This is a genomic window from Deferrisoma camini S3R1 (assembly GCF_000526155.1).
Lineage (GTDB): Bacteria > Desulfobacterota > Deferrisomatia > Deferrisomatales > Deferrisomataceae > Deferrisoma > Deferrisoma camini.
In genome coordinates this window covers 842,761-865,151 of sequence record NZ_JAFN01000001.1, presented here as the reverse complement: position 1 = coordinate 865,151, position 22,391 = coordinate 842,761, and the positions used below count along the sequence as shown (strand labels likewise).

Annotated in this window: 22 protein-coding genes; 6 read left to right on the top strand and 16 right to left on the bottom strand. The window is 72.4% G+C overall.

The window, feature by feature from the left end:
• Nucleotides 1–2: 2 nt before the first annotated feature.
• The 12 genes from fliF to DEFCA_RS0103625 all read right to left on the bottom strand — a co-directional run bounded on the left by fliF (nucleotide 3) and on the right by DEFCA_RS0103625 (nucleotide 12,819).
• Nucleotides 3–1,598: a flagellar basal-body MS-ring/collar protein FliF gene (gene fliF, locus DEFCA_RS0103680; RefSeq protein ID WP_025321686.1), complete on the bottom strand. Its 1,596-nt coding sequence runs from the start codon at nucleotides 1,596–1,598 to the stop codon at nucleotides 3–5.
• Between the two features lie 105 nt (nucleotides 1,599–1,703).
• Nucleotides 1,704–1,994 (bottom strand): flagellar hook-basal body complex protein FliE, encoded by a 291-nt coding sequence (gene fliE, locus DEFCA_RS0103675; RefSeq protein WP_025321685.1) that lies wholly within the window; start codon nucleotides 1,992–1,994, stop codon nucleotides 1,704–1,706.
• 25 nt (nucleotides 1,995–2,019) lie between these two features.
• Nucleotides 2,020–2,442, bottom strand: a complete 423-nt coding sequence (flgC, locus tag DEFCA_RS0103670; RefSeq protein ID WP_029733504.1) for a flagellar basal body rod protein FlgC — start codon at nucleotides 2,440–2,442, stop codon at nucleotides 2,020–2,022.
• Nucleotides 2,439–2,834 carry a flagellar basal body rod protein FlgB gene (gene flgB, locus DEFCA_RS0103665; protein ID WP_025321684.1) on the bottom strand — a complete coding sequence of 132 codons (396 nt, stop codon included), beginning with the start codon at nucleotides 2,832–2,834 and terminating at the stop codon, nucleotides 2,439–2,441. Before flgB ends, flgC begins: the two co-directional genes overlap by 4 nt.
• A gap of 170 nt (nucleotides 2,835–3,004) precedes the next feature.
• Nucleotides 3,005–4,345, bottom strand: a complete 1,341-nt coding sequence (locus DEFCA_RS0103660) for a sigma-54-dependent transcriptional regulator (RefSeq protein ID WP_025321683.1) — start codon at nucleotides 4,343–4,345, stop codon at nucleotides 3,005–3,007.
• Nucleotides 4,346–4,449: 104 nt separating this feature from the next.
• Complete coding sequence (locus DEFCA_RS0103655) at nucleotides 4,450–5,667, bottom strand: ATP-binding protein (RefSeq protein WP_025321682.1); 1,218 nt, start codon at nucleotides 5,665–5,667, stop codon at nucleotides 4,450–4,452.
• Nucleotides 5,664–7,685 carry a tetratricopeptide repeat protein gene (locus DEFCA_RS0103650; protein WP_025321681.1) on the bottom strand — a complete coding sequence of 674 codons (2,022 nt, stop codon included), beginning with the start codon at nucleotides 7,683–7,685 and terminating at the stop codon, nucleotides 5,664–5,666. Before DEFCA_RS0103650 ends, DEFCA_RS0103655 begins: the two co-directional genes overlap by 4 nt.
• Entirely contained in the window at nucleotides 7,682–8,548 is an 867-nt protein-coding gene (locus DEFCA_RS0103645) for a MinD/ParA family protein (RefSeq protein ID WP_025321680.1), read from the bottom strand. Before DEFCA_RS0103645 ends, DEFCA_RS0103650 begins: the two co-directional genes overlap by 4 nt.
• Nucleotides 8,545–9,777, bottom strand: a complete 1,233-nt coding sequence (flhF, locus tag DEFCA_RS0103640; protein WP_169709432.1) for a flagellar biosynthesis protein FlhF — start codon at nucleotides 9,775–9,777, stop codon at nucleotides 8,545–8,547. Before flhF ends, DEFCA_RS0103645 begins: the two co-directional genes overlap by 4 nt.
• The gene (gene flhA, locus DEFCA_RS0103635; RefSeq protein WP_025321678.1) at nucleotides 9,767–11,863 is read right to left on the bottom strand and encodes a flagellar biosynthesis protein FlhA; all 2,097 of its coding nucleotides are present in this window, start codon (nucleotides 11,861–11,863) and stop codon (nucleotides 9,767–9,769) included. Before flhA ends, flhF begins: the two co-directional genes overlap by 11 nt.
• A 107-nt stretch (nucleotides 11,864–11,970) precedes the next feature.
• Entirely contained in the window at nucleotides 11,971–12,444 is a 474-nt protein-coding gene (locus DEFCA_RS0103630) for a chemotaxis protein CheX (RefSeq protein ID WP_025321677.1), read from the bottom strand.
• Between the two features lie 15 nt (nucleotides 12,445–12,459).
• Complete coding sequence (locus tag DEFCA_RS0103625) at nucleotides 12,460–12,819, bottom strand: chemotaxis response regulator CheY (protein WP_025321676.1); 360 nt, start codon at nucleotides 12,817–12,819, stop codon at nucleotides 12,460–12,462.
• Between the two features lie 281 nt (nucleotides 12,820–13,100).
• Between DEFCA_RS0103625 and DEFCA_RS0103620 the strand changes: the two genes are divergently transcribed.
• Genes DEFCA_RS0103620 through DEFCA_RS0103600 form a run of 5 tightly spaced genes read left to right on the top strand, consistent with a single transcriptional unit; the run spans nucleotide 13,101 to nucleotide 16,492 of the window.
• Entirely contained in the window at nucleotides 13,101–13,820 is a 720-nt protein-coding gene (locus DEFCA_RS0103620) for a glycosyltransferase family 2 protein (RefSeq protein ID WP_025321675.1), read from the top strand.
• Nucleotides 13,817–14,092: a lipid-A-disaccharide synthase N-terminal domain-containing protein gene (locus DEFCA_RS0103615; RefSeq protein WP_025321674.1), complete on the top strand. Its 276-nt coding sequence runs from the start codon at nucleotides 13,817–13,819 to the stop codon at nucleotides 14,090–14,092. Before DEFCA_RS0103620 ends, DEFCA_RS0103615 begins: the two co-directional genes overlap by 4 nt.
• Nucleotides 14,076–15,683: an ArnT family glycosyltransferase gene (locus DEFCA_RS0103610; RefSeq protein WP_025321673.1), complete on the top strand. Its 1,608-nt coding sequence runs from the start codon at nucleotides 14,076–14,078 to the stop codon at nucleotides 15,681–15,683. The genes DEFCA_RS0103615 and DEFCA_RS0103610 overlap by 17 nt, the downstream gene beginning before the upstream one ends.
• Nucleotides 15,683–16,303, top strand: coding sequence for a DedA family protein (locus tag DEFCA_RS0103605; RefSeq protein ID WP_035802873.1), 621 nt, complete (start codon nucleotides 15,683–15,685; stop codon nucleotides 16,301–16,303). Before DEFCA_RS0103610 ends, DEFCA_RS0103605 begins: the two co-directional genes overlap by 1 nt.
• 9 nt (nucleotides 16,304–16,312) lie before the next feature.
• Nucleotides 16,313–16,492, top strand: a complete 180-nt coding sequence (locus tag DEFCA_RS0103600) for a hypothetical protein (RefSeq protein WP_025321671.1) — start codon at nucleotides 16,313–16,315, stop codon at nucleotides 16,490–16,492.
• Nucleotides 16,493–16,499: 7 nt separating this feature from the next.
• Here the strand turns inward: DEFCA_RS0103600 and DEFCA_RS0103595 are convergent, their stop codons facing one another.
• Genes DEFCA_RS0103595 through DEFCA_RS0103585 form a run of 3 tightly spaced genes read right to left on the bottom strand, consistent with a single transcriptional unit; the run spans nucleotide 16,500 to nucleotide 18,161 of the window.
• Nucleotides 16,500–17,051, bottom strand: coding sequence for an isochorismatase family protein (locus tag DEFCA_RS0103595; protein ID WP_029733500.1), 552 nt, complete (start codon nucleotides 17,049–17,051; stop codon nucleotides 16,500–16,502).
• Nucleotides 17,052–17,070: 19 nt separating this feature from the next.
• A complete protein-coding gene (locus DEFCA_RS0103590) occupies nucleotides 17,071–17,544 on the bottom strand; it encodes a hypothetical protein (RefSeq protein WP_169709431.1) in 474 nt (157 codons plus the stop codon).
• The gene (locus DEFCA_RS0103585; protein ID WP_025321668.1) at nucleotides 17,541–18,161 is read right to left on the bottom strand and encodes a MarC family protein; all 621 of its coding nucleotides are present in this window, start codon (nucleotides 18,159–18,161) and stop codon (nucleotides 17,541–17,543) included. Before DEFCA_RS0103585 ends, DEFCA_RS0103590 begins: the two co-directional genes overlap by 4 nt.
• A 443-nt stretch (nucleotides 18,162–18,604) precedes the next feature.
• On the opposite strand from DEFCA_RS0103585, the gene DEFCA_RS0103580 reads away from it, so the two are divergent.
• The gene (locus tag DEFCA_RS0103580; protein ID WP_025321667.1) at nucleotides 18,605–19,990 is read left to right on the top strand and encodes a UTP--glucose-1-phosphate uridylyltransferase; all 1,386 of its coding nucleotides are present in this window, start codon (nucleotides 18,605–18,607) and stop codon (nucleotides 19,988–19,990) included.
• Here DEFCA_RS0103580 and DEFCA_RS0103575 read toward each other — a convergent pair.
• Nucleotides 19,979–22,108: a bifunctional diguanylate cyclase/phosphohydrolase gene (locus tag DEFCA_RS0103575; protein WP_025321666.1), complete on the bottom strand. Its 2,130-nt coding sequence runs from the start codon at nucleotides 22,106–22,108 to the stop codon at nucleotides 19,979–19,981. The two genes, DEFCA_RS0103580 and DEFCA_RS0103575, sit on opposite strands and share 12 nt — an antisense overlap.
• Between the last annotated feature and the right edge of the window lie 283 nt (nucleotides 22,109–22,391).

Here is a 22,391-nt window from a genome sequence, read left to right as displayed (position 1 = left end):
GCTCAGTCCTCCGTCAGCCAGCTTCGGATCAGCTGGGCCGCCACATCGGGCTCCCGTCGGATCATCTCCAACAGGCGCTGTTTCAGCAGCTCGCGGCGCACCGTTTCCGTCGGGGCCTCCTCCTCGATACGAACCTCCTCCTCGGCCTCCTCTTCGAGCCGCTTCTCCATCTCGGCCACGGTGAGCGGCTCGGTGATCTCGGGGGCCTCGGGCGCGCGGGTGAGCCACCGCACCAACGGCTTGAGCACCCCGAACACCACCAGCACGGCCAGCACGAGGATCAGTCCGTAGCGCACGTACGGAAGGAGCTCGGGCGAGGTCCACCACGGGCCGGCCCGGGCCACCTCCACCTCCCCCGGCTGGAACGGGATGCTGGTCACCTCGACCGCGTCCCCCCGCTGGGGGTCAGCCCCGACCGCCTTCTCCACCAGCGCCTTGAGCCGGGCCAGCTCCTCGTCCGACCGGGGCACGAACTCCCGCCCGTTCTCCCCCTCCCGGTACGTGCCGTCCACGGCCACCGCCACCGACAGACGCTTCAGGGTGCCGGGCCCCTTCTCCATCCGGGTGACCCGCTTGGAGACCTCGTAGTTGACCGTCTCGGTCTCCCGGCTCGACCCGCCCCCCTTGCCCCCCGCCTGCGCCGTGGGCCCCTGCCCCACGTTGGACGCCACCCCCGGCACCCCGGCCGGGCCGGTCGGGCCCGTGGTGGTCTCGCTCACCCGCTCCTCGCTCCGGACCGCCACGCCCTCGGGATCGTAGGTCTCGGCCGTCTCCTCCACCCGGGAGAAGTCAAACTCGGCCGCCACCTGGACCACCGCGCTGCCCGCGCCCATCACCCGCTCCAGCAGGTCCCGGACCCGGCGCTCCATGTCCTTTTCGAACGCCCGCTTGTACTCCAGCTGGCTGGCGGCCAGGAACCCGGGCTCGTCGCCCTCCTGCCGGTACAGCACGTTGCCCCGGGTGTCCACCACGGTGACCCGCTCGGGCGACAGCCCCTCCACGCTCGACGACACCAGGTACACCACGCCGCGCACCTGCTTGGCGGTGAGGGCCCGGCCGGGAGCCAGCTGGAGCACCACCGACGCCGAAGCCGGCTCCTTCTCGGTCTCGAACAGCTTCTTCTCGGGCAGCACCAGGTGGACCCGGGCCCCCTGCACCCCCTCCATGTGCCGGATGGTGCGCGTCAGCTCTCCCTCCAGCGCCCGGGCGTAGTTGACCCGCTGGGCGAAGTCGGTCATGCCGAAGCTCGACCGATCGAAGATCTCGTACCCCACCAGCCCCCCCTGGGGGATCCCCTCGCCGGCCAACTGGAGCCGGATCTCGTACACCCGGTCCGCGGGCACGAACACGGCCGTGCCCCCCGACTCGAGACGGTAGGGGACTCCCTCGGCCTTCAGCTTCTCCACGACCTGGTAGGCGTCTTCGGGGGTGAGGCGGCTGAACAGGAGGGTGTACTCGGGCGTACCGGCCCACAGCATCAAGGCTGCGAGGCCGGCCAGGAGGGCAGCGGTCACCCCCACCAGGGTGAGCCGCTGGGTTGCGGTGAGCCTGCCCCACAGCTCCCGCGCTTGGGCCAGGCCGGCGTCCCAAAAGGCCATGGACTAGGCTCTCATCCGGATTCCTGGGTTCGGTTCGGCTTTCTCTCCCTTAGTTTCCGGGTTCTGCGGCCGAATTTCCAGTGGCAATTGCGCGCCCGTGGCCGGTCACACCTGCATCCGCATGATCTCCTGGTACGCGTCCAGGATTTTCTGGCGCACCTCCATCATGAGCTTGAACGCCACGTCGGCCTTTTCCACGGCCACCATGGCCTCCTGGATGTCGCCCTCGCCCTGGGCGGCCCGGGTCACGGCCGCGTCCGCCTCCTGCTGGAGGGTGTCGACCTTCTCCAGGCTCTCGGCCAGGAACTCGCCGAAGTCCTTGGCCGGCTTGGCTCCGGTCGCGGCCTTGGACTCGGCGGCCTGGGGCATGCCGACCCCTGCGATCTCCTTCACCATGGCCATCTCCCTTCCGGGCCGTTCGTCAGATCTCCAGGGCCCGCAACAGCATGTTCTTGGTGGCCTCGATCGCGGTGACGTTCGCCTCGTACGACCGGGCCGCGCTCAGCAGGTTCACCATCTCCACCGGCACCTCCACGTTGGGGTAGGCCACGAACCCCTGGGCGTCGGCGTCGGGGTGGCCCGGCTCGTAACGCAGCCGCGGCGGGCTCTGGTCCACCGCCACGTCCACCACCCGAACCCCCCGCACGGCCCCGGCCAACACGTCGTCGAAGGTTCCGGCCACCGGGGTGGCCTCGAACACCACGTCCCGCCGCCGGTACGGCCCCCCCTCGGGGGTGCGGGTGGTCTCGGCGTTGGCCAGGTTCGACGCCACGGCCTCCATGCGGGCCCTCTGGGCCGCCAGGGCCGAGGCGGACACGTCCATCACCCGGAACCATCCGTTCATGGCGTCGGCCTCCCTGTGATCGCTTCCTTGAGCTTGCGGAACCGGCTGCCGAGCATCCGCGTCAGGAACTGGTACTCGATCTGGTTCTGCGCGATCTTCGCCATCTCCCGGTCGATGTCCACGTCGTTTCCGTCCCGCCGGGGCGTCCCCCTCGCCGCCACCACCGTCTGCCGGCCGGAAGCCCGGGCGCCGCCGAGATGGCGCGGATGGGTGGTGGCCAGCCGCAGCCCGTGGCGGGCCATGGCCCGGTCGAACCGCACGTCCAGGGCCCGGTATCCCGGCGTGTCCGCGTTGGCCACGTTGGCGGCCAGCATCGCCTGCCTGCGCTGACGGTAGCGCAGCTCCTCCACCAGCGGCCCCACCACCCCGTCCATCGCCCGAAGAAAACCCACCTCGTCTCCTCCGCGTCGCTCGATTCCTCCGATGCCCGCGGGCTCGAAGCCCTGCAAGGACGGGGCCACCGACCCCCTTCCGGCCGGAAGCCGGTTCCGAGCCCCCGAAACGCGCCCCCTGCGCACCGCGCCCGCCACGCCCACGGGTCCGGTTTCTCCCCCCGGAGGGTTCAGCCCTCTCCCCCCGGCTCCGCCCCCTCCACCCCGTAGGCCCGGAGCTTGGCCCGCAGGGTCTTCACATTGATGCCCAGGGCCCGGGCCGTGGCCTTCTTGTTGTGGCCGTGCTGGGCGTACGCGGCGAGGATGATCTTCCGCTCCATCTCGTCCAGGGTGCCGTCGACCCGGATCCCGCCGTCCGGTCGGACCGCGGCCTCCTCCAGGAACAGGTGCTCCGGCCCCACCGGCCCACCCCGGCAGATCACGGCCGCCCGCTCCACCGCGTTCTGCAGCTCCCGTACGTTGCCCGGCCAGTCGTGGGCCAGCAGGGCCTTCTCCGCGGCCGCCGTGAGGGTGGCCTCCTCCAACCCGTACGCCCGGCAGGCGGCGGCCAGGAAATGTCTGGCCAGGGGCAGGATGTCCCGACGACGGCTCCGCAGGGGCGGCACCTGGATCGGGATCACCTGGAGCCGGTAGTACAGGTCCTCCCGGAACCGGCCCCGGCGCACCTCCTCGGGCAGGTCCCGGTTGGTGGTGGCCACCACCCGCAGCTCCAAAGGGATCGTCTTGCGCCCCCCCACCCGCTCCACCTCCCGCTCCTGGAGCACCCGCAGGAGCTTGGCCTGGAGCGCCGGCTCCATCTCGCTCACCTCGTCCAGCAGCAGGGTCCCGCCCTGGGCCTGCTCGAACCGGCCGGGCCGGGCCTCGGTGGCCCCGGTGAACGCGCCCTTCTCGTGGCCGAACAGCTCGCTCTCCATGAGGTTGGCCGGGATCGCGGCGCAGTTCACCCCCACGAACGGCCCCTCGGCCCACGGGGAGAGCTCGTGGATCCTGCGGGCCACCACCTCCTTCCCCGTGCCGCTCTCGCCGGTGATCAGCACGGTGGCCCGGGTGGCTGCGGCCGCCTCCACCAGGCTCAGCACCCGCTCCATGGCCGGATCCTCGGCCACGAACGGCGTCCGGGGCCTGCCCCGCCTGGGGGCCGCCGGCCGCCCCAGCACCGCCGACACCTTGGCCAGCAGCACGTCTGGGCCGAACGGCTTCTGCAGGAAGTCCACCGCACCCCGCTTCATGCTCTCCACGGCCGCGTCCACGGAGCCGTGGGCCGTGATCACCAGCGCCGGGGTGTGGGGCGCGGCCGCGCTCATCCGCTCCAGCAGCTCGATCCCCCCCACCCGGGGCATGCGCAAATCCGTCACCACCAGATCGAACCCCTGGCGCCGCAGCAGATCCAGCGCCTCCTGCCCGTCCGCGGCCAGGGTGCACCGGTACCCGGCCTTGCGCAGGGTGAGCTCCAGGGCCAGGCGCATGTCCGGATCGTCATCCACCACCAGTAGATGTCTCGCGTCGCTCACCGAGGAGTCTCCGTTCGGAGGCTAGGAAGCTGGAAAGCTGGGAGGCAAAAAACCTCTTCGCTCCCCGAATACTCCAGGCACAAGCCCGCCCCTGGGCCCCCGTCTCATGGTTCGGGGGGCGTGGCTCCCGGCCGTTCCGCCGGGAACGACAGGGTGAACCGGGCCCCTCCCCAGGGGGAGCCGTCCACCGCCACCCAGCCGCCGTGGGCCGCCACGATCCGCTGCACGATGGCGAGCCCCAGCCCCACCCCCCGGGCCCGGGTGGTGTAGAACGGGTCGAAGATCCGCTCCCGCTCCGCCTCCGGCACGCCCGGCCCGTCGTCCCACACGGCCACCCGGACCGCCGGGGGCTCCTCGGAGTCCACCGGAGCGCACTCCACCCGTACCCGCCCCCCCGAGTCCACGGCCTGGGCCGCGTTCAGGAGCACGTTCAGCAGGGCCTGGCGGACCAGATCCGGGTCCGCCAGGACCGGCGCCGGCCGGAGGTCCTCCTCCAGGCGCGCGCCCTTGGCCCGGATCGCCGACCGGGCGTAGAGGGCCGCCTCGGCGACCACCTCCCTCAGGTCCACCGTCTGGCACCGCGGCTCCACCTGCCGCGCGAAGAGAAGCAGGTTCCCCGTGATCCGGGAGAGGTTCTGGAGTCCCTTGAGCACCTGGCCGGCCAGGTCCTCGTGGGCCGTGCCCCGCAGCTCCTCCACCAGGTGGTGGGCGAACAGCTCCAGGCTGCCCAGGGGGTTCCGGATCTCGTGGGCGATGCCGGCGGCCATCTGGCCCATGGCCACCAGCCGTCGGTTCCGCTCCTCCTGCTCCTCGAGCCGACGCAGGCGGGTCACGTCTTGGAACACCACCACCCGCCCCAGCACCTCCCCGGCCTCCCCGCGGAACGGCGACACCCGAAGCCCCAGCAGCACCCGGCGACCGTCGCTCCGGTGCAGGGTGACGACCGGCCGGGACACCGCCTCCAGGGCGTCGAGATCGGCCTCGGCCGGCTCCTCGAACCGGAACACGTGGGAGAACGGCTTCCCCACGGCCTCCGGCCCGAACCCCGTGATCTCCTGGGCGGCCCGGTTCAGGGTCGAGATCCGGCCCTCGGGGTCCACGGCCACCACCCCGCTGGGCACGCTCTCCAGCAGGTGCTCCAGGTAGTTGGTGAGACGGGCCCTCTCCGCCAGGGAGCGGTCCAGCTCCCGGTCCTTCGCCTCCAGCCGCCTGCGGAGCTCCCGCACCTCGTCCTGGAGCCTGGCGTACGACCCCTGGAGCCGCTCGGTGGCCTCCTGGAACCGCAGCATCGCTTCCCGGAGCTCCTCCGGCACCGCGGTCACGGCTTCCCCTCCCGGGTCAGAAGCGCTTCGGCCCCGGCCAGCGCCCGGGCCGCCCCGGACGCCACCGGGTCCTCGGTCTCGGCCAGGTCGACCCACGCGGCCCGGGCCCCGGAGCCGTCCCCGGTCCGCAGGGCCGACACCGACCGGAACAGCCGGTCCACCGGCTCGCCCCCCTTCGCCGGCAGCAGGCTCAGGGCCTCGCCGTACCGGCCCAGGGCGAAGGCCAACCGCCCCCCCGCCACCGGGCTCGGGGCGGGCAGGTCGCGCCCCCCCTCGGCCGCCAACTTCTGCCACAGCTCCCGGCGGGCCTTCCAGGCCCGGAACAGATCCTGGGTTCGGGCCTCGCCCCGCCCCACCCGGTCCATTTCGATCCGCACCGCGTAGCGGGCGGCGTCGTCCGGGGCCCGGGCCAAGGCCCGCCGGAACGCTTCCAGGGCTCCGGACCGATCCCCCTCGTCCGCCCGCACCCGGGCCAGGGCCAGCTGGGCCCGCCAGTCCCGCGGCCGCTCCGCGGCCCAACGGGCCACCGCGTCCGGGTCCCCCTCGCGGGCCCGGAGGCGCAGGGCCGCCGCCTCGGCCCGCCGGGCGGGCACGGCCCGGCTTCCCATGGCCTTGACCTCGCCGTAGAGCTCCAGCGCCCGATCCCACGCCCCCAACGCCTCGGCCGCCCGGGCCGCCTCCCAGACCAGGGCGCCGAGGTCCCGGGTGGCCACCCACCCGGCGGACCCGCGAAACCGCTCGAACAGCAGCAGTCCGGCCGCCGGATCCCCGTCCCGGACCAGCTCCGCCACCCGGGCCTCCAGCAACGACACGAACGCCTCGTAGGCCCGGCCGGACTCGGGGCTCTCGGGGTAGTCCCGGAACACCCGCTCCAGGAACCCCAGGGCTGCTTGGGCATCCCCATCGGACCGGGCCAGCTCGGCCAACCCCTCCAGAGCCCGCTGGGCCGCCAGGGGGTCCCGTCCCCCGGCCAGATCCTCCAACACCGGCCGCGGCCGGTAGAACCACCGGTACGCGGGGTACGGTTCGGTCAGCTCCACCCGCTCGGCGAACCGAACCCCCAGCAGGGCCAGCCGAAGCCGGGCCTCCCGGGCCGCCTCGGCCGGGGCCGGGCCGTCCAGCAGGCGGGCGTAGGCGGCCGCCGCCCGCTCCACCCGCCCTTCCTTGGTCCACAGGGCCCCCACGGCCAGGAGCGCCTCCGCCCCATCGGCCGTGCCGGGGTGTAGGCGGGCCACCGCCTCCAGGACGTCCGCCGCGGCATCCACGTCACCCGCCGCCTCGAACGCCTCGGCCATCGCCCGGGCCGTCTCGGTCCGGACCCGCCACCCGTCCGGGTCGAGCCTGCGGGCCTGCCGGAACCGCTCCACGGCCTCGGCCTCGGCTCCCGCCCGCCACAGGCTCTCCCCCCACAGGTACAGCCCCACCACCCGGCCGGGCGCCCGGGGGTACGCACGGACCCAGGCCCTCCAGGCCGCGACCGCCTCGGGGATCCGGCCCGCCTCCAGCGCCAGGGCGGCCCGGTCGAACCGCAGGGCCCGCTGCCACGGCTCGCGACTGCCGGGGACCGCCTGCTCGTAGGACACGGCCGCCGCCTCCGGAAACCCCTGGATTCGTTGCACGTTCCCCAACTGAAACCAGCACCACGCGGTCTGCTCGGCGTCCAGCTCCTCCTTCACGAGAGTCCGGTACACCCGCTCCGCCTGCCACAGGGTGTCGCGTCCGGCCAGGTACAGGGCGTCGGCCCACAGCCCCCGCAACTGCGCCGGAGCCCCGGCTGCCGCGGCCGCCTTCCCCACCACCCGGGCCACCCGCGCCGGATCCTCCGCCAGGGTGCGGCCCGCCTCGGCCCACAGGGCCTCCCGGCCCGGGGGCGGGCCGGCTCGCAGGAACGGGCTCCAGCCCGGTTCCACCCGGGCGAGCACCACCGCCCGGCTCGGCACGGCCGCCCCCAGCACGGCCGAGACGGCCAAGACCAGGGCGAACCCACCGCGGCCCGGCCAGAGCCGCCCGGCGATCATCGCGCCCCCCCGGCCGCGAGCCGCTGCCAGAACCGGGTCACCCCGCCCGCCGCGCCCCCGTCTCGTCCCAGCAGCCTGTCGGCCAGGGCCGCCACGCACCGGGACGCGGGGCACCGCGGGTACGCCGTCACGAACGCCACCTGGCGCAGGGCGGCCCGTCGCACGTGGTCGTCGTGGACCACGAACCCGGCCCAGCCCACCCTCCGGCCCAGGAACCGCTGGACCACCCGGTCGAGCCGGTCGTGGATCGCCCGGGCCGACGCCTCGTCGGCCACGCCGTTCACCACCACGGCCACCCGGGCGTCTGGATCCCGGCTCCACAGCACCTTGATCAACCCGTAGGCGTCGGTGAGCGCCGTGGGCTCGGCGTTGGTCACCACCCACACCTCCCCTGCCGCCGCGCACAGGTCCACCACGTTTCGGCCGATGCCGGCCGCCGTGTCGATCAGAAAGAACTCCGCGCCCGCGGCCAGGCGGCCCGCCTCGTGCACCAGCCTCGCCCGTTGGGCCGGGTCCAGGTCGGCCATCTCCCCCACCCCCGAGGCCCCGGGAATGACCCGAAACCCCGGCACCACCTCCACCGGGATCTCCTCGGCCGGGGCCTCGCCCCGCAGCAGGTGCCCCAGGTTCCGGGAGGGGTTCAGGTTCAGCAGGATGTCCAGGTTGGCCAGCCCGAAGTCCGCGTCCAGCACGGTGACCGAACGGCCTCGGCCCGACAGCGACACGGCCAGGTTGGCCACCAGGCTCGTCTTCCCGACCCCCCCCTTTCCGCTGGTCACGGCCAGGACCCGGGCGCCGTCCGTGGGGGCGGGGCCGGCCCGCTCGGTGGCCATCTGCCGGAGCCGTTGCGCCTGGTCCCTCACGACGCCCCCTCCAGCCCCCGCACCAGGTACGCCGCCACGCCCGCGGGCGTGGCCTCCTCGATGTCATCGGGCACGTTCTGGCCCGTGGTCAGGTAACTCAGGGGCAGCCGGGAGACCAGCGGCAGCCCCAGGAGCGGCCCGTGGCAGTCGGTCTCGTCCAGCTTGGTGAGCAGGAGCCGGGCCGGCTCGAGCAGCGCGTAGTGGCGCAGGATCCGCTCCAGGTCCCGGCCCCGGGTCGTCACCGCCAACACCAGGTACACCTCGGTCTCCACGCCGGGCGGAAGGAGCTCCAGCAGCTCGACAAGGCTCTCCTCGTCCCGGGGGCTCTGGCCCGCGGTGTCCACGAGCACCAGATCCCGGTCCGAAAATCCCTCGACCGCGTCCAAGAACGACCCCCGGTCCAGGGCCACCCGCAGCGGCACGCCCATGATGTTGGCGTAGGTCTTGAGCTGCTCCACCGCCGCGATCCGAAAGGTGTCCACGGTCAGCAGGCCCACCCGGCGGCCGTCCTGCAGGGCGAACCGGGCCGCCAGCTTGGCCACGGTGGTGGTCTTGCCCACCCCGGTGGGGCCCACGAACACCGCCACCCGGGGCCGGCCGTCGCCGGGACGCAACGGGCCCGACACCCGCACCGTGCGGGACACCAGCTCCCGGAACGCGGCCACCTCGCGGCCGGCCGCCACCGCGCCCTGGTCCACCTTTTGCTGGAGGAACCCCAGCACCCGTGCCGCCAGGGCCGGGTCCACGTCGATCGCCTCCAGGTGGTCGTGGAGCCGGCGCAGCCCCGGGGCCAGGCGCAGCCGCTCGAACCGGGCCGTCTCCTCCAGCAACCGCTCCACCTTGGCCACCAGGCCCCGCACCTCGGAGGCCACCCCGTCCACGGGCGTGCGGCGGGGCCGACGGGCCAGGAGGTCGAGCTCCTCCCTGAGGCTGTCGATGTCGGCCTGGAGGGCCAGGATCGCCCCCGAGTCGGCACCGCCCGGGCGGGCGGGCTCCGGTCGGGGGGAGGCGGCGCGGCCCAGCGCGCCGGGCGGCGCGGCCTTGCGCGCCAGGCCGTCCAGGTCTGCCGCGGCCGTCACCTCGAGGATCGGGCGGCCCAGCAGGCCGAACACCCCCTTGCCCGGCTTGACCTGCCGGGTCGACAGGATCACGGCGTCCGGCCCGAGCTCCTCCTTGATCTTGCGGAGGGCCTCGGCCATGTCCACGGCCTGGAACTTCCTAACTTTCAAGGCTCACCATCCGGATCGTTCGGATCGGGCCCTCCACCTCGTTGTGGCTCAGCACCACCAGGCTCGGCAGCACCCGCTCGGTGAGCTTCCGCAGCGGCAGCCTCAGGGCCGGCGAGGTCAGCACCACCGGCACCAGGTTCTCCAGGGTGGCGGCCTCGGCCGCCCGGCCCAGCGCCGTGAGCACCTGCTGGGCCACCGACGGCTCCAGGGACAGGAACGACCCGTGCTCGGTCCTCTGCACCGCCGCGAGCAGGGTCTCCTCGAGGCGGTGGTCCAGGGCGATGACCGGGAGCTTTCCGTCGGCGTCCTGGTACTGCTTGGTGATGGCCCGCCGCAGGGCAGCACGGACGTACTCGGTGAGGGGCTCTGGGTTCTTCGTGACCGGCGCGTAGTCGGCCAGGGTCTCGAGGATGGTGCGCAGGTCGCGGATACTCACCCGCTCCCGCAGCAGGTTCTGGAGCACCTTCTGCACCACGCCCAGCGGCAGCAGCCCGGGCACCAGCTCCTCCACCAGGGCCGGGGCCTGCTCCTTGACCACGTTCAACAGGTTCTGGGTCTCCTGGCGCCCCAGCAGCTCGTGGGCGTTCTGCTTGATGATCTCGGTCAGGTGGGTGGCGATGACGGTGGAGTGGTCCACCACCGTGTATCCCTTGATCTGGGCCTCCTCCCGCAGCTCATCCCGGATCCACAGGGCGTCGAGCCCGAAGGCCGGCTCCTTGGTGGGGATGCCGTCGAGCCCCTCTTCCCCCAGCCCCGGATTCATGGCCAGGAGGTACCCCTCCTTCAGCTCCGCCCGGGCGACCTCGATCCCCTTGATCAGGATCATGTACTCCCCCGGCCGCAGCTGGAGGTTGTCGCGGATGCGGATCGGGGGCACCACGATGCCCGCTTCCAGGGCGATCTGCCGACGGATCGACCGGATCCGCTCCAGCAGGTCCCCCCCCTGGGCCGCGTCCACCAGGTGCAGCAGGCCGTACCCCACCTCCAGCTCCAGCACGTCCACCTGGAGCAGGGGGGTCACGTCCTCCGGGCCGGGCGGGGCCGCCGGCACCTTCTCCGCCTCCTGGCGCGCCGCCTCCTCCTTCCGACGGGCCTCGGCCCCGCGCACCCTCTTCAGGCTGTAGGCCGTGCCCCCCAGCACCGCGGCCAACACCGCGAACGGGAAGAACGGCAGCCCGGGCACCACCCCCAGCACCAGCAGCACCCCGCCCGCCACGCCCAGGGCCTCGGGCACCTGCCCCAACTGCCGGGGAAGGACCTCGCCCAGGTTCGACTGGCTCCCGGCCCGGGTCACCAGGATGCCCGCGGCCGTGGAGATGATCAGGGCCGGCATCTGGCTCACCAGCCCGTCGCCCACGGTCATGGTGGTGTAGGTGCGCACCGCCCGGTCCAGGGGGATGCCCAGCTGGAGCACCCCGATCACCAACCCGCCCAGGATGTTGATGCCCGTGATCACCAGGCCCGCGATGGCGTCGCCCCGCACGAACTTGCTCGCGCCGTCCATGGCGCCGTAGAAGTCCGCCTCCCGGGCGATCTCCTCCCGACGGTTCCGGGCCTCGGTCTCGTCGATCAGGCCCGCGTTCAGGTCGGCGTCGATCGCCATCTGCTTGCCCGGCATCGAGTCCAGGGTGAACCGGGCGCTCACCTCCGCGATCCGGGTCGCCCCCTTCGTGATCACCACGAAGTTGATCACCACCAGGATCAGGAAGATGACGATCCCCACCACGAAGTTCCCGCCCACCACGAACGACCCGAACGCCGCGATGATCCTGCCGGCGCCCTCGATCCCCTTGTCCCCCTGGGTCAGGATCAGACGGGTCGACGAGATGTTCAGGGCGAGCCGGAACAGCGTGGTGATCAGCAGCACGCTGGGGAACAGCGAGAAGTCCAGCGGCCGTTCCGTGTACATGGCGAGGAGGAAGATCAGGACCGAGAAGCTGATGTTGAGGGCCAGCAGGAGGTCCAGGACGGCCCTCGGCAGGGGGAGGATCATGAGGAAGACGATGCTCATGACCCCGCCCGCCACCAGCACGCCGCTGTGGCGGTTCAGCAAGCCGGGTACCGACAGGGTGGCTCCTCGGTCCATGGGTCGCGGGGTGCGCCTCCGAAGGCGGGGGGAGGGATCCGCTCACGGCGGCTCGAATGTACCACACACACCGGGCGGATGGCAGACCCCGGCGGCTCCCGGCCGGTCTACTCCCGGCCGGGAAGGAAGCTCACCTCCACCCAGAACGTCTCCCCGTCCACCTCGAACGGCACCACCAGGCACGGCCCCTGCCCCTTGTGCTCGATGGTGTGGTTCTTTCCCACCACGATCGTGGGGATGGCGATGCGGAACTGGTAACCCTCCTTCGTCAGCTCGGCCTTGGCCCCGCCGGCGATCATGTTGGCGATCTCGCCCACGGCGTCCCGCACCTCGTCGTCCAGGCCCCGGGCCTCCTCGCCGACCATCGCCTCGTACACCTTGAGGGCCAGGCTCTCCGGGAAGGTCACGGCCACCGACCCCACGGCCTCGCCGGCCAACCCGATCACGCCGCTGATGTCGCCGGCCGCCACGTGGTCGGTTTTCACGAACGGTTTTCCCCGTTCGGGCTTCATCCCGGCCATGACCTCCAGGGCCTGCACCGTGGCCGCGATGAACGGATTGATGTACTCCACGTTGTACATGGGAGATCCTCGAGATCAGGCCGCCAGCACCCGTTCGATCTTCTCTTTCAACGTGTCCGGGGTGAACGGCTTCACGATGTAGTCCGTGACCCCCGCCTTGATCGCCTCCAGGATCTCCTTCTTGGCGGCCTCGGTGGTCACCATGATGATGGGGATCTCCTTGTACTGGGGATTGGACCGCAGGGCCTTGACGAAGGTCAACCCATCCATCTCCGGCATGTTCCAGTCGGTCAGCACCAGCCCCACACCCGCCATCTTCGCCAAAGCGTCCACACCGTGCTCTGCCTCGACCACGTCCGTGTAACCGAGGCGGTTCAGGGTGTTCTTGATGATGCGCCGCATGGTCGAGGAGTCGTCAACCGTGAGGATCTTCACCGTCCAAACCTCCTATCCGGAAACGGGGTGTGCGCGGGTTGATCCTACTCATCGGCGCCCTGGATCGAAACTTTAGGTCCCCGCGCCCCCGCCCCCGGATTGTGCCCAAGGGCCGGTTCCGGTACATTCTCCGGCCTTCGACACCGCCCGGCCCCACGGCACCCGGCCCTTCGGCCTCGGCCCGGAGTGACCCCACGGAACGGGTCGGCCGAGGGGTTTCCCGCTCCCCAGGCCGGCACGTATACTCGCCGGGCCGGCCCGAATCAGCCCCGGAGGCGGCCATGCGGCTCTCGATCGTGCTGCCCGTCTACAACGAGGAGGAGAACCTCCCCCTGCTGGCCGCGGAGCTCCAGGAGGTGGTCGCCGGCCTGGTCCCCCCGTGGCAGGTGGAGTGCGTGTTCGTGGACGACGGATCCACCGACCGCAGCCGCGAGCGGATGCTCGAGATCCGGGACCGCTACCCGTCCCTGGGGGTGCGCGTGGTGGCCCTGGACCGGAACTGGGGCCTCACGGCCGCCATGGACGCCGGGTTCCGGGCGGCCCGGGGCGAGGTGGTGGTCACCCTCGACACCGACCTCCAGAACGACCCCCGCGACATCCCGCGCCTGTTGGAGCACCTGGACCGGGCCGACGTGGTGGTGGGGGTGCGCGCCCGGCGCAGGGACCCGTTCGTGAAGAGGGTGAGCTCGCGCATCGCCAACGCCGTCCGCAACCGGGTGACCCACGACGACATCGTGGACACGGGCTGCTCCCTCAAGGTGTACCGCAGCGAGTACCTGGCCCGGCTGAAACTGTTCAACGGGCTTCACCGGTTCCTGCCCACCCTCCTCAAGATGGAGGGGGCCCGGGTCGTGCAGGTGCCCGTGAACCACCGGCCCCGGCGCTACGGCGAAGCCAAGTACCACCTTTGGAACCGGCTCGTGGGCCCGCTGATGGACCTGTTCGCGGTACGTTGGATGCAGAAGCGCCACCTGGGTTACCGTTGGGAGGAGATCCGGTGACCTGGGACCCGTGGCTCGTGGTCGGCTTCGGGGCCCAGGCCCTGTTCTCGGGCCGGATGCTGGTGCAGTGGATCGTCACCGAGCGCAAGCGGCGCTCCACCGTGCCCAAGGCGTTCTGGTACCTGTCGCTGGGGGGCAGCGTGCTCCTGCTCGCCTACGCGATCCACCGCCGCGACCCCGTGTTCATCCTGGGCCAGGCGTTCGGGTCGGTGGTGTACGTGCGAAACCTCATGCTGTGGAAGGACGACCCCCCGGATGCCCAGAGCGCGTGACCTCGGAGCGTTCGTCCTGGCCGCGGTCGCCCTGTGGGTGGGCCTGGGTTCCTACGGACTGGTCGAGCCGTCCGACGCCCGGTACGCCGAGATCGCCCGGGAGATGTGGGCGTCGGGGGACTGGCTGTTCCCCCGGCTCCTCGGGATCCACCACTTCCACAAGCCCCCCCTCGTCTACTGGATCACCTCCCTGGGCTACGCCGCCCTGGGGCCCACCGAGTGGGGCGCCCGGGCCGGCCAGGGCGTGCTCGCGGCGGCCCTGGTCCTGGTGCTGTGGCGGTTCGCCCGCCGGCACCTGGGCGAGGGCGCCGCGCCCTGGGCCGTGGCGCTGGCGGCCACCACCCCGGCGGTGGTGGGGGCCGAGCGCATGCTCACCACCGACCTGCTGCTGTGCCTGTGCCAGACCCTGGTGATCACCAGCGCCTACGACGTCTGGAGCGGAAAGGGACGCACGCCGGCCCGGATCGTCCTGTACCTCTCCCTGGGCCTGGCGTTCCTCACCAAGGGACCGGTGGGTTGGATCGTCCCCCTGCTCGTGCTCGGCCCGTTCCTGGCGTTCCACCGGGGGCGAGGGGGCCGCAGCCGGCCCTGGGGCGTCTCCTGGGGCGTCCCCTTGGCCCTGGCCGTAGCCTTGCCCTGGTTCGCCTACGTGGTGGCCGCCACTCCGGGGCTGCTCGACTACTTCCTGGGCGGCCAGATCGCGAGCCGGCTCCGGAGCGGCGGCATGGGGCACCCCCATCCCTGGCACTACTACCTCCTCGTGTTCCCCGCCCTGGGCCTCCCTTGGATCCTGCTCGCGCCGGCCGGCCGCCGGGCCGCGGCCCGCCGCTCCCCGCCCCTTGCGGCGCTCCTGGTCCTGTGGGCCCTGGTGCCCCCGGCGTTCTTCAGCCTGCCGGCGACGAAGCTCCCCCTGTACGTGCTGGCCGCCTACCCGGCCGTGTGTCTCCTGGGGGCCGCGGCCCTGGCCGGCGCCCCCGGCGAGACCCGGACGCCGCTGCGCTGGTGCGGGGGGGTCACCCTGGCGCTGGCGGGCGCGGCGCTCGTGGTTGGCCTGGGCGTGGTGCCCCTGCGGGGGGGCGACCTGGCCGGCGTTCCCCCCGGCCGCGTCGGCGAGCTGTTCCTTCCCCTGGCCGCCGTCCTCGGCCTGGCCGGGGCCGGGGCCCTGGCCTGGACCGCTCGGACCGGAGCGCGGCCGGGGGCGGCCGCGGCCTGCCTGGCCGCGGCCCTGGCCGCCACCACCGCCTGGGCGTTCTCCCGGGGTGACGCCCTGCCCCTGCGCACGGCCCGCCCCGCGGGCCGGGCCGCCCAGTCCCTTTGGGAGCCCGGCACGGTGCTGGCCGAGTACCGGGACCTGTCCGCCGGGTTCGCCTTCTACACGGGACGGCTGCCCGTGCTCGGGGGGATCGGCCGGGAGCTGGCCTTCGAGGGCCCCGCCGCAAAGAGGCGGGTGCTGGACCGGAAGGCGTTCCTTGAGCTCTGGAGCGGCCCCCGGCGGGTGCTGGCCCTGACCCGGCCCAAACACCTGCCGGAGCTCCCCGGGGCCAAGGAGCTCGCAAGAGGGGGCGGATACGTCCTGGTGGAGAACCGGTGATGCGGCTGCTGCACGCGGCGGTGCTGTGGATCGTGGCCACGGTGGGGAGGCTCGGGTACCCGGGCATCGTGGCCCTGATGTTCCTGGAGAGCTCGTTCTTCCCCTTCCCCAGCGAGGTGGTGATCCCCCCGGCCGGATACCTGGCCAGCCGCGGCGAGATGAGCCTCGTCTGGGTGATCGTGGCGGGGATCCTGGGAAGCCTGCTCGGGGCCCTGTTCAACTACGGCCTGGCGGTGTGGTTGGGCCGGCCGTTCCTGCACCGGTACGGCCGGTACGTGGGGCTGACCCCCCGGGCCCTGGAGAGGGTCGAGGGGTTCTTCCGGCGTCACGGCGAGATCAGCACCTTTGTGGGGCGGCTGGTGCCCGGGGTGCGCCAGTACATCTCGTTTCCGGCGGGGCTCGCCCGGATGCGGCTGGTGCCGTTCTGCCTGTACACCTGCCTGGGCGCCGGCGCGTGGGTGGTGGTGCTGGCCGCGATCGGCTACTTCGTGGGGAACAACCAGGACCTGGTGGCGGCCTACTCCCGCCGGGCGTTCTGGTACCTGGCCCCGGCCCTGGCCCTGTTGTGCGGGGTGTACGCGTGGCGCCACCGCCGCCGGGCCGGGGCCCCTCCCGAATGAGGGCCTGCCGTGAGCCGCCCGCCCTGCCTGCGCTGCCGCCACTTCTACGTGACCTGGGACCCCCGCGCGCCCCGGGGATGTCGGGCCCTGGGGTTCAAAACCCGGTCCGTGCCCGGCGACGAGGTGCGCCGGATCTCGGGCCGGGACTGCCTGTTCTTCGAGGAGAAGCACCCCCGGCGAAGGGGATGAGCCGGTGCTACGCCCCCTTCACGAGGGGCAGGCACGCCCGGAACTCCTCCGTGCCGGCCCGTTCCAGCAGCTCGTACAGGGCCGACTCCCAGCAGGTGACCACGCCCCCGGCCGCCTCGATCCGCCGCAGGGCCAGATCCCGGTGCAGGGGGTCGCGTGAGGCCACGGCGTCGGCCGCCACGTGCACCCCGTAGTCGGCCTGCAGGGCCTGGAGCGCGGTCTGGGCCACGCAGATGTGGGCCTCGATCCCCACCAGGAGCAGGGTCCCGCGGCCCGTGGCGCGAAGGGCCGGGGAAAACGCGTCGCATCCGAAACACCCGAAATCGAGTTTCCGGATCGGCTCGATCCCGGGCAGGGCCTCGACCACCCGCGGGTCCGTGGGCCCGAGCTTCTCCTGCTCGGTCCACAGGATCGGCAGGTCCAGCACCCGGGCGGCCCGCACGAGCCGCACCGCCCGGTCCACCACGGCCTCGGCACCGGGGATGTGCGACAGGAGACGGCTCTGCAGGTCCACCACCACCAGCACCGTGTCGGCGCGCTCCAGCAGGGGGGGCGTCATCGGGAATCCTCCGGAGGGGTCAGCGGCGGAACAGGGTCCTCACCCCGGACCCCGCGGCCGGGGGCGAGGGGCACACCGTCACCGTAAGCGGCGGGGACGGCCTGCGGGCCTCGATCTCCGCCAGCCAGGTGCGGGCCAAGCATTCCAGGGCCCGGGTCATGGGGCGCGGCACGTGCAGGATCAGCCTCTCCCCCTCGCGGGTGGCCTCGAGGAAACACCCCCAGACCCAGGGGTAGGCCAACGCCCGGTCCACGAACTCCGCGATCACGCGGCGCAGGTCGGGGGCCAGGTCCCCCGTGCGGCCCAGGAGCACCGGTCCGGCGTCCCGACCCATGCGGGACACCGGCAGGCCTCTGCGGCGGTGCGCTGCGCGCTGCCGCGCCTTTCGAAGGCGGTGGAAGGAGCTGGTTCGGTCCATGGCCTCCAGGCTACCGCGATCCGCCGCCTGCGCAAGCGCCCCCTCGGCCTCCGGCTCCTCGGGTCTGTCCGTCATCCGGTCCATATCTCCTGCACCCCTTTGATCACGAACTGGATCGCCAGCGAGACGAGCAGCAGCCCCATCAACCGGGTCACCAACCGCTCGCCGGTGGCCCCCATCCACCGCGACAGCGGCTCCGCCAGGCGGAACGCCGCGTACACCAGGACGGCGTTGGCCGCCACCGCCGCCCACACCATGGCCGTCTCCATGGGCCCGTGGCCGGCGTCGGTTAGCATCAGCACGGCCGAGATCGCCCCCGGTCCGGCCAGCATGGGGATGGCCAGGGGGATCAGGGAGACGTCCTCCTTCTCCCGGGCCGCGGCCTCCTCCTCGTCGGTGCGCTTCATGCGGTTGTCCCGGGCCTCGAGCATGTCGAACCCCACCTTCAGCAGGATCAGGCCCCCCGTGACCCGGAACGCGGCCAGGGTCACCCCGAACAGGCCGAAGATGAACCGGCCTGCCAGGGAGAAGAACAGGAGCACGGCCACCATGTACACCGTGGCCCGCAGGGCCACCCCCCGTCGGGCCGGGGCCGGCAGGTCGGCCGTCAGGGCCAGGAACACCGGGGTGTTGCCCACCGGGTCCAGGATGGCGAACAGGGTGACGAACGCCTGGAGAAACGTGGATGACACCGAACCCTCCGGCAAGGCAGTCGGGGACCGCCTTTCCTACCCCAACCGGGGGCGTTTCGCAACCCCTGCCCCCCCTGGCCCGCCGCGAGGGGGCAGGTTGCCCGGGGGCCGGCCCACGCCGTATGCTTCCCAGTAACTTCGGTCGTCGGTCGTCAGTCGTTGGTCGTCGGTCGGGGGCCTTCGGCCCGCTAGGCGGCCGGGCCGCTTCCCCGAACCGCCGCCGGCGATGGCCCCGGACCAACGAACGTTACCCTTCTCCGTTGTAGGGCCCCCCAGGGCCGAAGGGGCTTCCATGTAACTTCGGTCTACGGTCGTCGGTCGAATCTCACAGGCCGAGGTTCCAAAGATTTTTCTAGTTTCTAGTCTCTAGTCTCTAGACGGCCCCGTAGGGGCCTGAGGGGGCTTCCCAGTCTCTTCAGCCTAAATCCGGAAAGGAGCGACCCATGATGCTGCCGGTGGAAGAGGCGTTGGAGACGTTTCGCGGCATGTTCCAGGACGCCGGCGAGCCGCCGGAGGCGTTCGACACCTTCGCCCGCCTGTACCGGCGGTACCGGTCCGGCGAGACCGGCACCGTGCGCTGGCCCGAGATCGCGCCGGCGGGAGCCGAAAGGATGGTTCCCCAGGAGCAGCTGGACACCCCCGAACTCCGCCGGCAGGGGGAGGACCGGTGGTCCCAGCTCGCCTGGATCGTGCTGAACGGCGGGCTCGGCACCTCCATGCGCATGGACCGGGCCAAGAGCCTGGTGCCGGTCAAGCAGGGGCGGACCTTCCTGGACCTCCTGGTGGACCACGTTCTCCGGATGCGCAAGCGCACCGGCGCCGACCTTCCCGTGGTGTTCATGAACTCCTTCGCCACCCGCGACGACACCCTGCGGGCCCTGCCCCTGGACGACCTGCGGGTGCGGGGGCTGCCGGTGGACTTCGTGCAGCACCGGTTTCCCCGGATCCGGGTGGACGACGGCGGACCGCTGGCCGGAGCGGACCACAAGGAGGCCTGGGCGCCGCCGGGCCACGGCAACCTGTATGCCGCCCTGGCCGGATCGGGCCTGCTGGAGAGGTTGCTCGCGGCTGGGATCCGCTGGGCCTTCGTATCCAATGCGGACAACCTCGGGGCCAGCCCCCACCCCGCCCTCCTGGGGCTCATGGCCCGGGACGGGCTCGCGTTCGCCCTGGAGGTGACCCCCAAGACCCCGGCCGACGTCAAGGGCGGCACCCTGGTCGTGCGGCGGGGCCGCCTGGAACTGCTGGAGATCGCCCAGGTGCCCGCGGAGCACGTGGACGAGTTCCAGGACACCGACCGGTTCCCGGTGTTCAACACGAACAACCTCTGGCTCGACCTGCACGCCGTGCGCGACCGGCTGAGGGAGGGCGGCTTGGACCTTCCCCTGATCGTCAACCGGAAGGAGGTGGGGGGCGTGGGCGTGGTCCAACTGGAGACCGCCATGGGCGCGGCCATCGGAGCGTTCGACCGGTCGGTGGGGGTGGTGGTGGGCCGCCGGCGGTTCGCCCCGGTCAAGACCACGGACGACCTGCTGGTCCGGCGCAGCGACGCCTACGTCCTGGGAGAGGAGAGCCCCCTGGTGCCCAATCCGGCCCGGGACCCGGGCCTCGGCCCCCCCGTGGTTCGGCTGGACCCCCGCTACTACCGATCGGTGGCCGACCTGGACCTGCGCATCCCCGCCCCCCCCAGTTTGGTCCGGGCCCGGTGGTTCGAGGTGCGGGGCGACGTGCGGTTCGGCAGGGGGGTGGTGGTGGAGGGGCGGGTGGTGGTGGCCCACGACGGGCCAGACCCCCTCACGGTTCCGGACGGAACGGTGCTACGGGGCTGAGTCGGTCACCATCTTTCGCAGGCAGGCCACCACCTCCGGGTCGAACGCTTCGGCCTCCAGCCGCGACACCGCCTCGCCGATGGGCACGGCCTCCCGGTAGGGCCGGGGGGAGGTCAGCCCCACGAACGCCTCGGCCACGGCCACGATCTTGGCGGCCGGGGGGATCTGATCTCCTTTGCGCCCCATGTAGCCCGAGCCGTCCTCCCGCTCGTGATGGTACACGATGGCGTCCCGGTCCAGGCCCTTCATCCCCAGGCCCTCGAGGAACCGCCAACCCAGCAGCGGATGCTCGGCCAGGTCCCTTCGCTCGCGGGGGCCGAACGCCCGGGCCTCGGCCAGGCGGTGCACCCGAAAGCTCGCCTCCCCCAGGTCGTGGAACCGGGCGCTCGTCACGACGCGCTCCACGGCCTCTTCGTCCCATCCCAGGGCGCGCGCCAGCCGCCCGGCCCACTGGGCCACGGTCAGGGAATGGCCCCCCATTCCGGGGATCATGTCCTCCACCATGTCCACCAGGTAAGCCAGCGACTCCCTCAGGAACCCCTGCCGATCCGACGAGAACCGCCGGCAGGACCGGAGCACCTGGGCGATCCGGTCGGCCACCGGAAGGAACCGCTCCAGGTCGTCGCGGGTGAACACCCCACCGTCCGACCGGTTGCTGAAGTGGACCACCCCCTCCAGATCTCCCTCGGCGACCAGGGGCACGCTGAGGAACGAGTCGCTCCGGTAGCCCCCCACCCGGTTCACCGGCAGTTCCTCGATGGCCGTGTCGTCGGGAACCAGCAGGGGACGCCGGTGCCGGGCCACCCATCCCGACACGCTCTCCGAGTCCATGGGGACCCGGGTGGTCCGGATCACCTGATCCCTCCCCTCGAACCCGAACGCCTCCTGGACCACCAGGTGCCCGTCGTCCCGCTCCATCAGGGAGACCCGGTCCGCCGGCACCACCTCCCGGCACAGCCGGGCGATCCACGCCAAGAGCACCCCCGGCTCCCCGGGCCGGCCCACCAGGCTCTGGGCCGCCAGGCGGTCCAGCAGGCGGTCGCCGGCGTCCTCCTCCGGACGGGGCGGTGCGTAGTACCGTCGGCCGGACATGCCCCGGGCCGCCTCCAGGGACTCCAGGGCCCGGTTCCACAGGACCTCGGCGGTGTCCCCGTGGTCGGGCAGCACGGCCGCCCCCATGTGGGGGTTGACCCGGATGCCACCGCCCGGCACGAGGTCGGGGATCAGCGGGGCCGCCAGGGCGTCGAACAGGCGGCGCGCCAACACGGCCACGTGGTCCGGGCCGGCGCCGGGCAGGATGACGGCGAGCCGCTCCCGCTCGATGCGGGCCAGGGTGTCGCTCTGGCGCCGGGTCTCATCCACCCGGCGCACCACCGCCTGAAGCAGGGCGTCGGCCACGGCCGGCCCCTGCCGGATCCGAACCTCGGGGATCTGGTCGATCTCCATCAGCAGCAGGGCCATCGGGGTCTGGGACCGGTTCGCCCGGGCCACCTCGCCCCGGAAGTGCTGGTCGAAGTACCGCCGGGTGAACGCCCCCGTGAGCCGGTCCACGAAAGCCAGCTCCTTGGCCCGGTCCCCGGTGGCCAGATCCTCGAGCACCGGCTCGAAGCTCAGGGCCAGGAGCCGCAGGATCCGCGCCTCGTCCTCGCAGAACTCGTTCCCCTGCCCGCGCAGGAGCACCAGAAGCCCCCAGCTCCTCCCGGATCCGCCGATGGGCACCGCCACGAGGCCCGTGGCCCCGAACGGCTCCAGGAGCTCCCAGGCGGCCCGGGCCGCCCGCCCCTCGTCCAGCAGCACCGGCTGCGTCCTCCGGCCCGCCAGGGCTTCGACCAGCCGCCGGAAGCTCTCCTCCCGCTGGACCGCCAGCCCCCGCGCCTGATGCACCGTGCCCCCTCCTTCCGGCCCTCCGTCCCACACCACCGCTGCCCCGTCCGCCGGTACCAGCGGGTCGGCCAGGTCCACCAGCAGCCCGAACGCGTCCTCCAGCGACACCGCGCTTCGGGCGGCCCACTGGGCCTGGAATAGGAGGTTGACCTTCTCGGGGGCCTCGGTGACCCACGGGCCCGATACCTCCAGCGGCACCGAGACGAAACACGGGGCGGGGATCTCCACGGGCATGTCGAGGCGTTCCTTTCGCATCCAGCAGCGAGGCGCAGCGCGGGTTTGCCGGATTCCATGCAAGAGTCTTGCCCCACGCCTCTTCCCAACCCGGATTCCAATAAAACGGCCGGTTCCGCGAAAAACGGAGCCGGCCGGCGCCGAGCACGGCGTGGCAAAAACAGCCCAATTGTGGAAACCTTTTTCCCACTTGCCCCTCCATTCCCTCAGCCCCCCGGCCGACCACGTGACTCGAACCGATCCCCGCACGGTTTCGGCGGTGGGGCATGGGGTCCGCTTCCGG

Bases quoted from the DNA above. Each gene is read 5' to 3' on its own strand.
- DEFCA_RS0103650 (WP_025321681.1), bottom strand. From the start codon at position 7,685: ATGATCGCCGGGCGGCTCTGGCCGGGCCGCGGTGGGTTCGCCCTGGTC.
- fliE (WP_025321685.1), bottom strand. From the start codon at position 1,994: ATGGTGAAGGAGATCGCAGGGGTCGGCATGCCCCAGGCCGCCGAGTCC.
- DEFCA_RS0103620 (WP_025321675.1), top strand. From the start codon at position 13,101: ATGCGGCTCTCGATCGTGCTGCCCGTCTACAACGAGGAGGAGAACCTC.
- DEFCA_RS0103595 (WP_029733500.1), bottom strand. From the start codon at position 17,051: ATGACGCCCCCCCTGCTGGAGCGCGCCGACACGGTGCTGGTGGTGGTG.
- fliF (WP_025321686.1), bottom strand. From the start codon at position 1,598: ATGGCCTTTTGGGACGCCGGCCTGGCCCAAGCGCGGGAGCTGTGGGGC.
- DEFCA_RS0103605 (WP_035802873.1), top strand. From the start codon at position 15,683: ATGCGGCTGCTGCACGCGGCGGTGCTGTGGATCGTGGCCACGGTGGGG.
- flhA (WP_025321678.1), bottom strand. From the start codon at position 11,863: ATGGACCGAGGAGCCACCCTGTCGGTACCCGGCTTGCTGAACCGCCAC.
- DEFCA_RS0103590 (WP_169709431.1), bottom strand. From the start codon at position 17,544: ATGACGGACAGACCCGAGGAGCCGGAGGCCGAGGGGGCGCTTGCGCAG.
- DEFCA_RS0103580 (WP_025321667.1), top strand. From the start codon at position 18,605: ATGATGCTGCCGGTGGAAGAGGCGTTGGAGACGTTTCGCGGCATGTTC.
- flgC (WP_029733504.1), bottom strand. From the start codon at position 2,442: ATGAACGGATGGTTCCGGGTGATGGACGTGTCCGCCTCGGCCCTGGCG.
- DEFCA_RS0103575 (WP_025321666.1), bottom strand. From the start codon at position 22,108: ATGCCCGTGGAGATCCCCGCCCCGTGTTTCGTCTCGGTGCCGCTGGAG.
- DEFCA_RS0103610 (WP_025321673.1), top strand. From the start codon at position 14,076: ATGCCCAGAGCGCGTGACCTCGGAGCGTTCGTCCTGGCCGCGGTCGCC.
- DEFCA_RS0103630 (WP_025321677.1), bottom strand. From the start codon at position 12,444: ATGTACAACGTGGAGTACATCAATCCGTTCATCGCGGCCACGGTGCAG.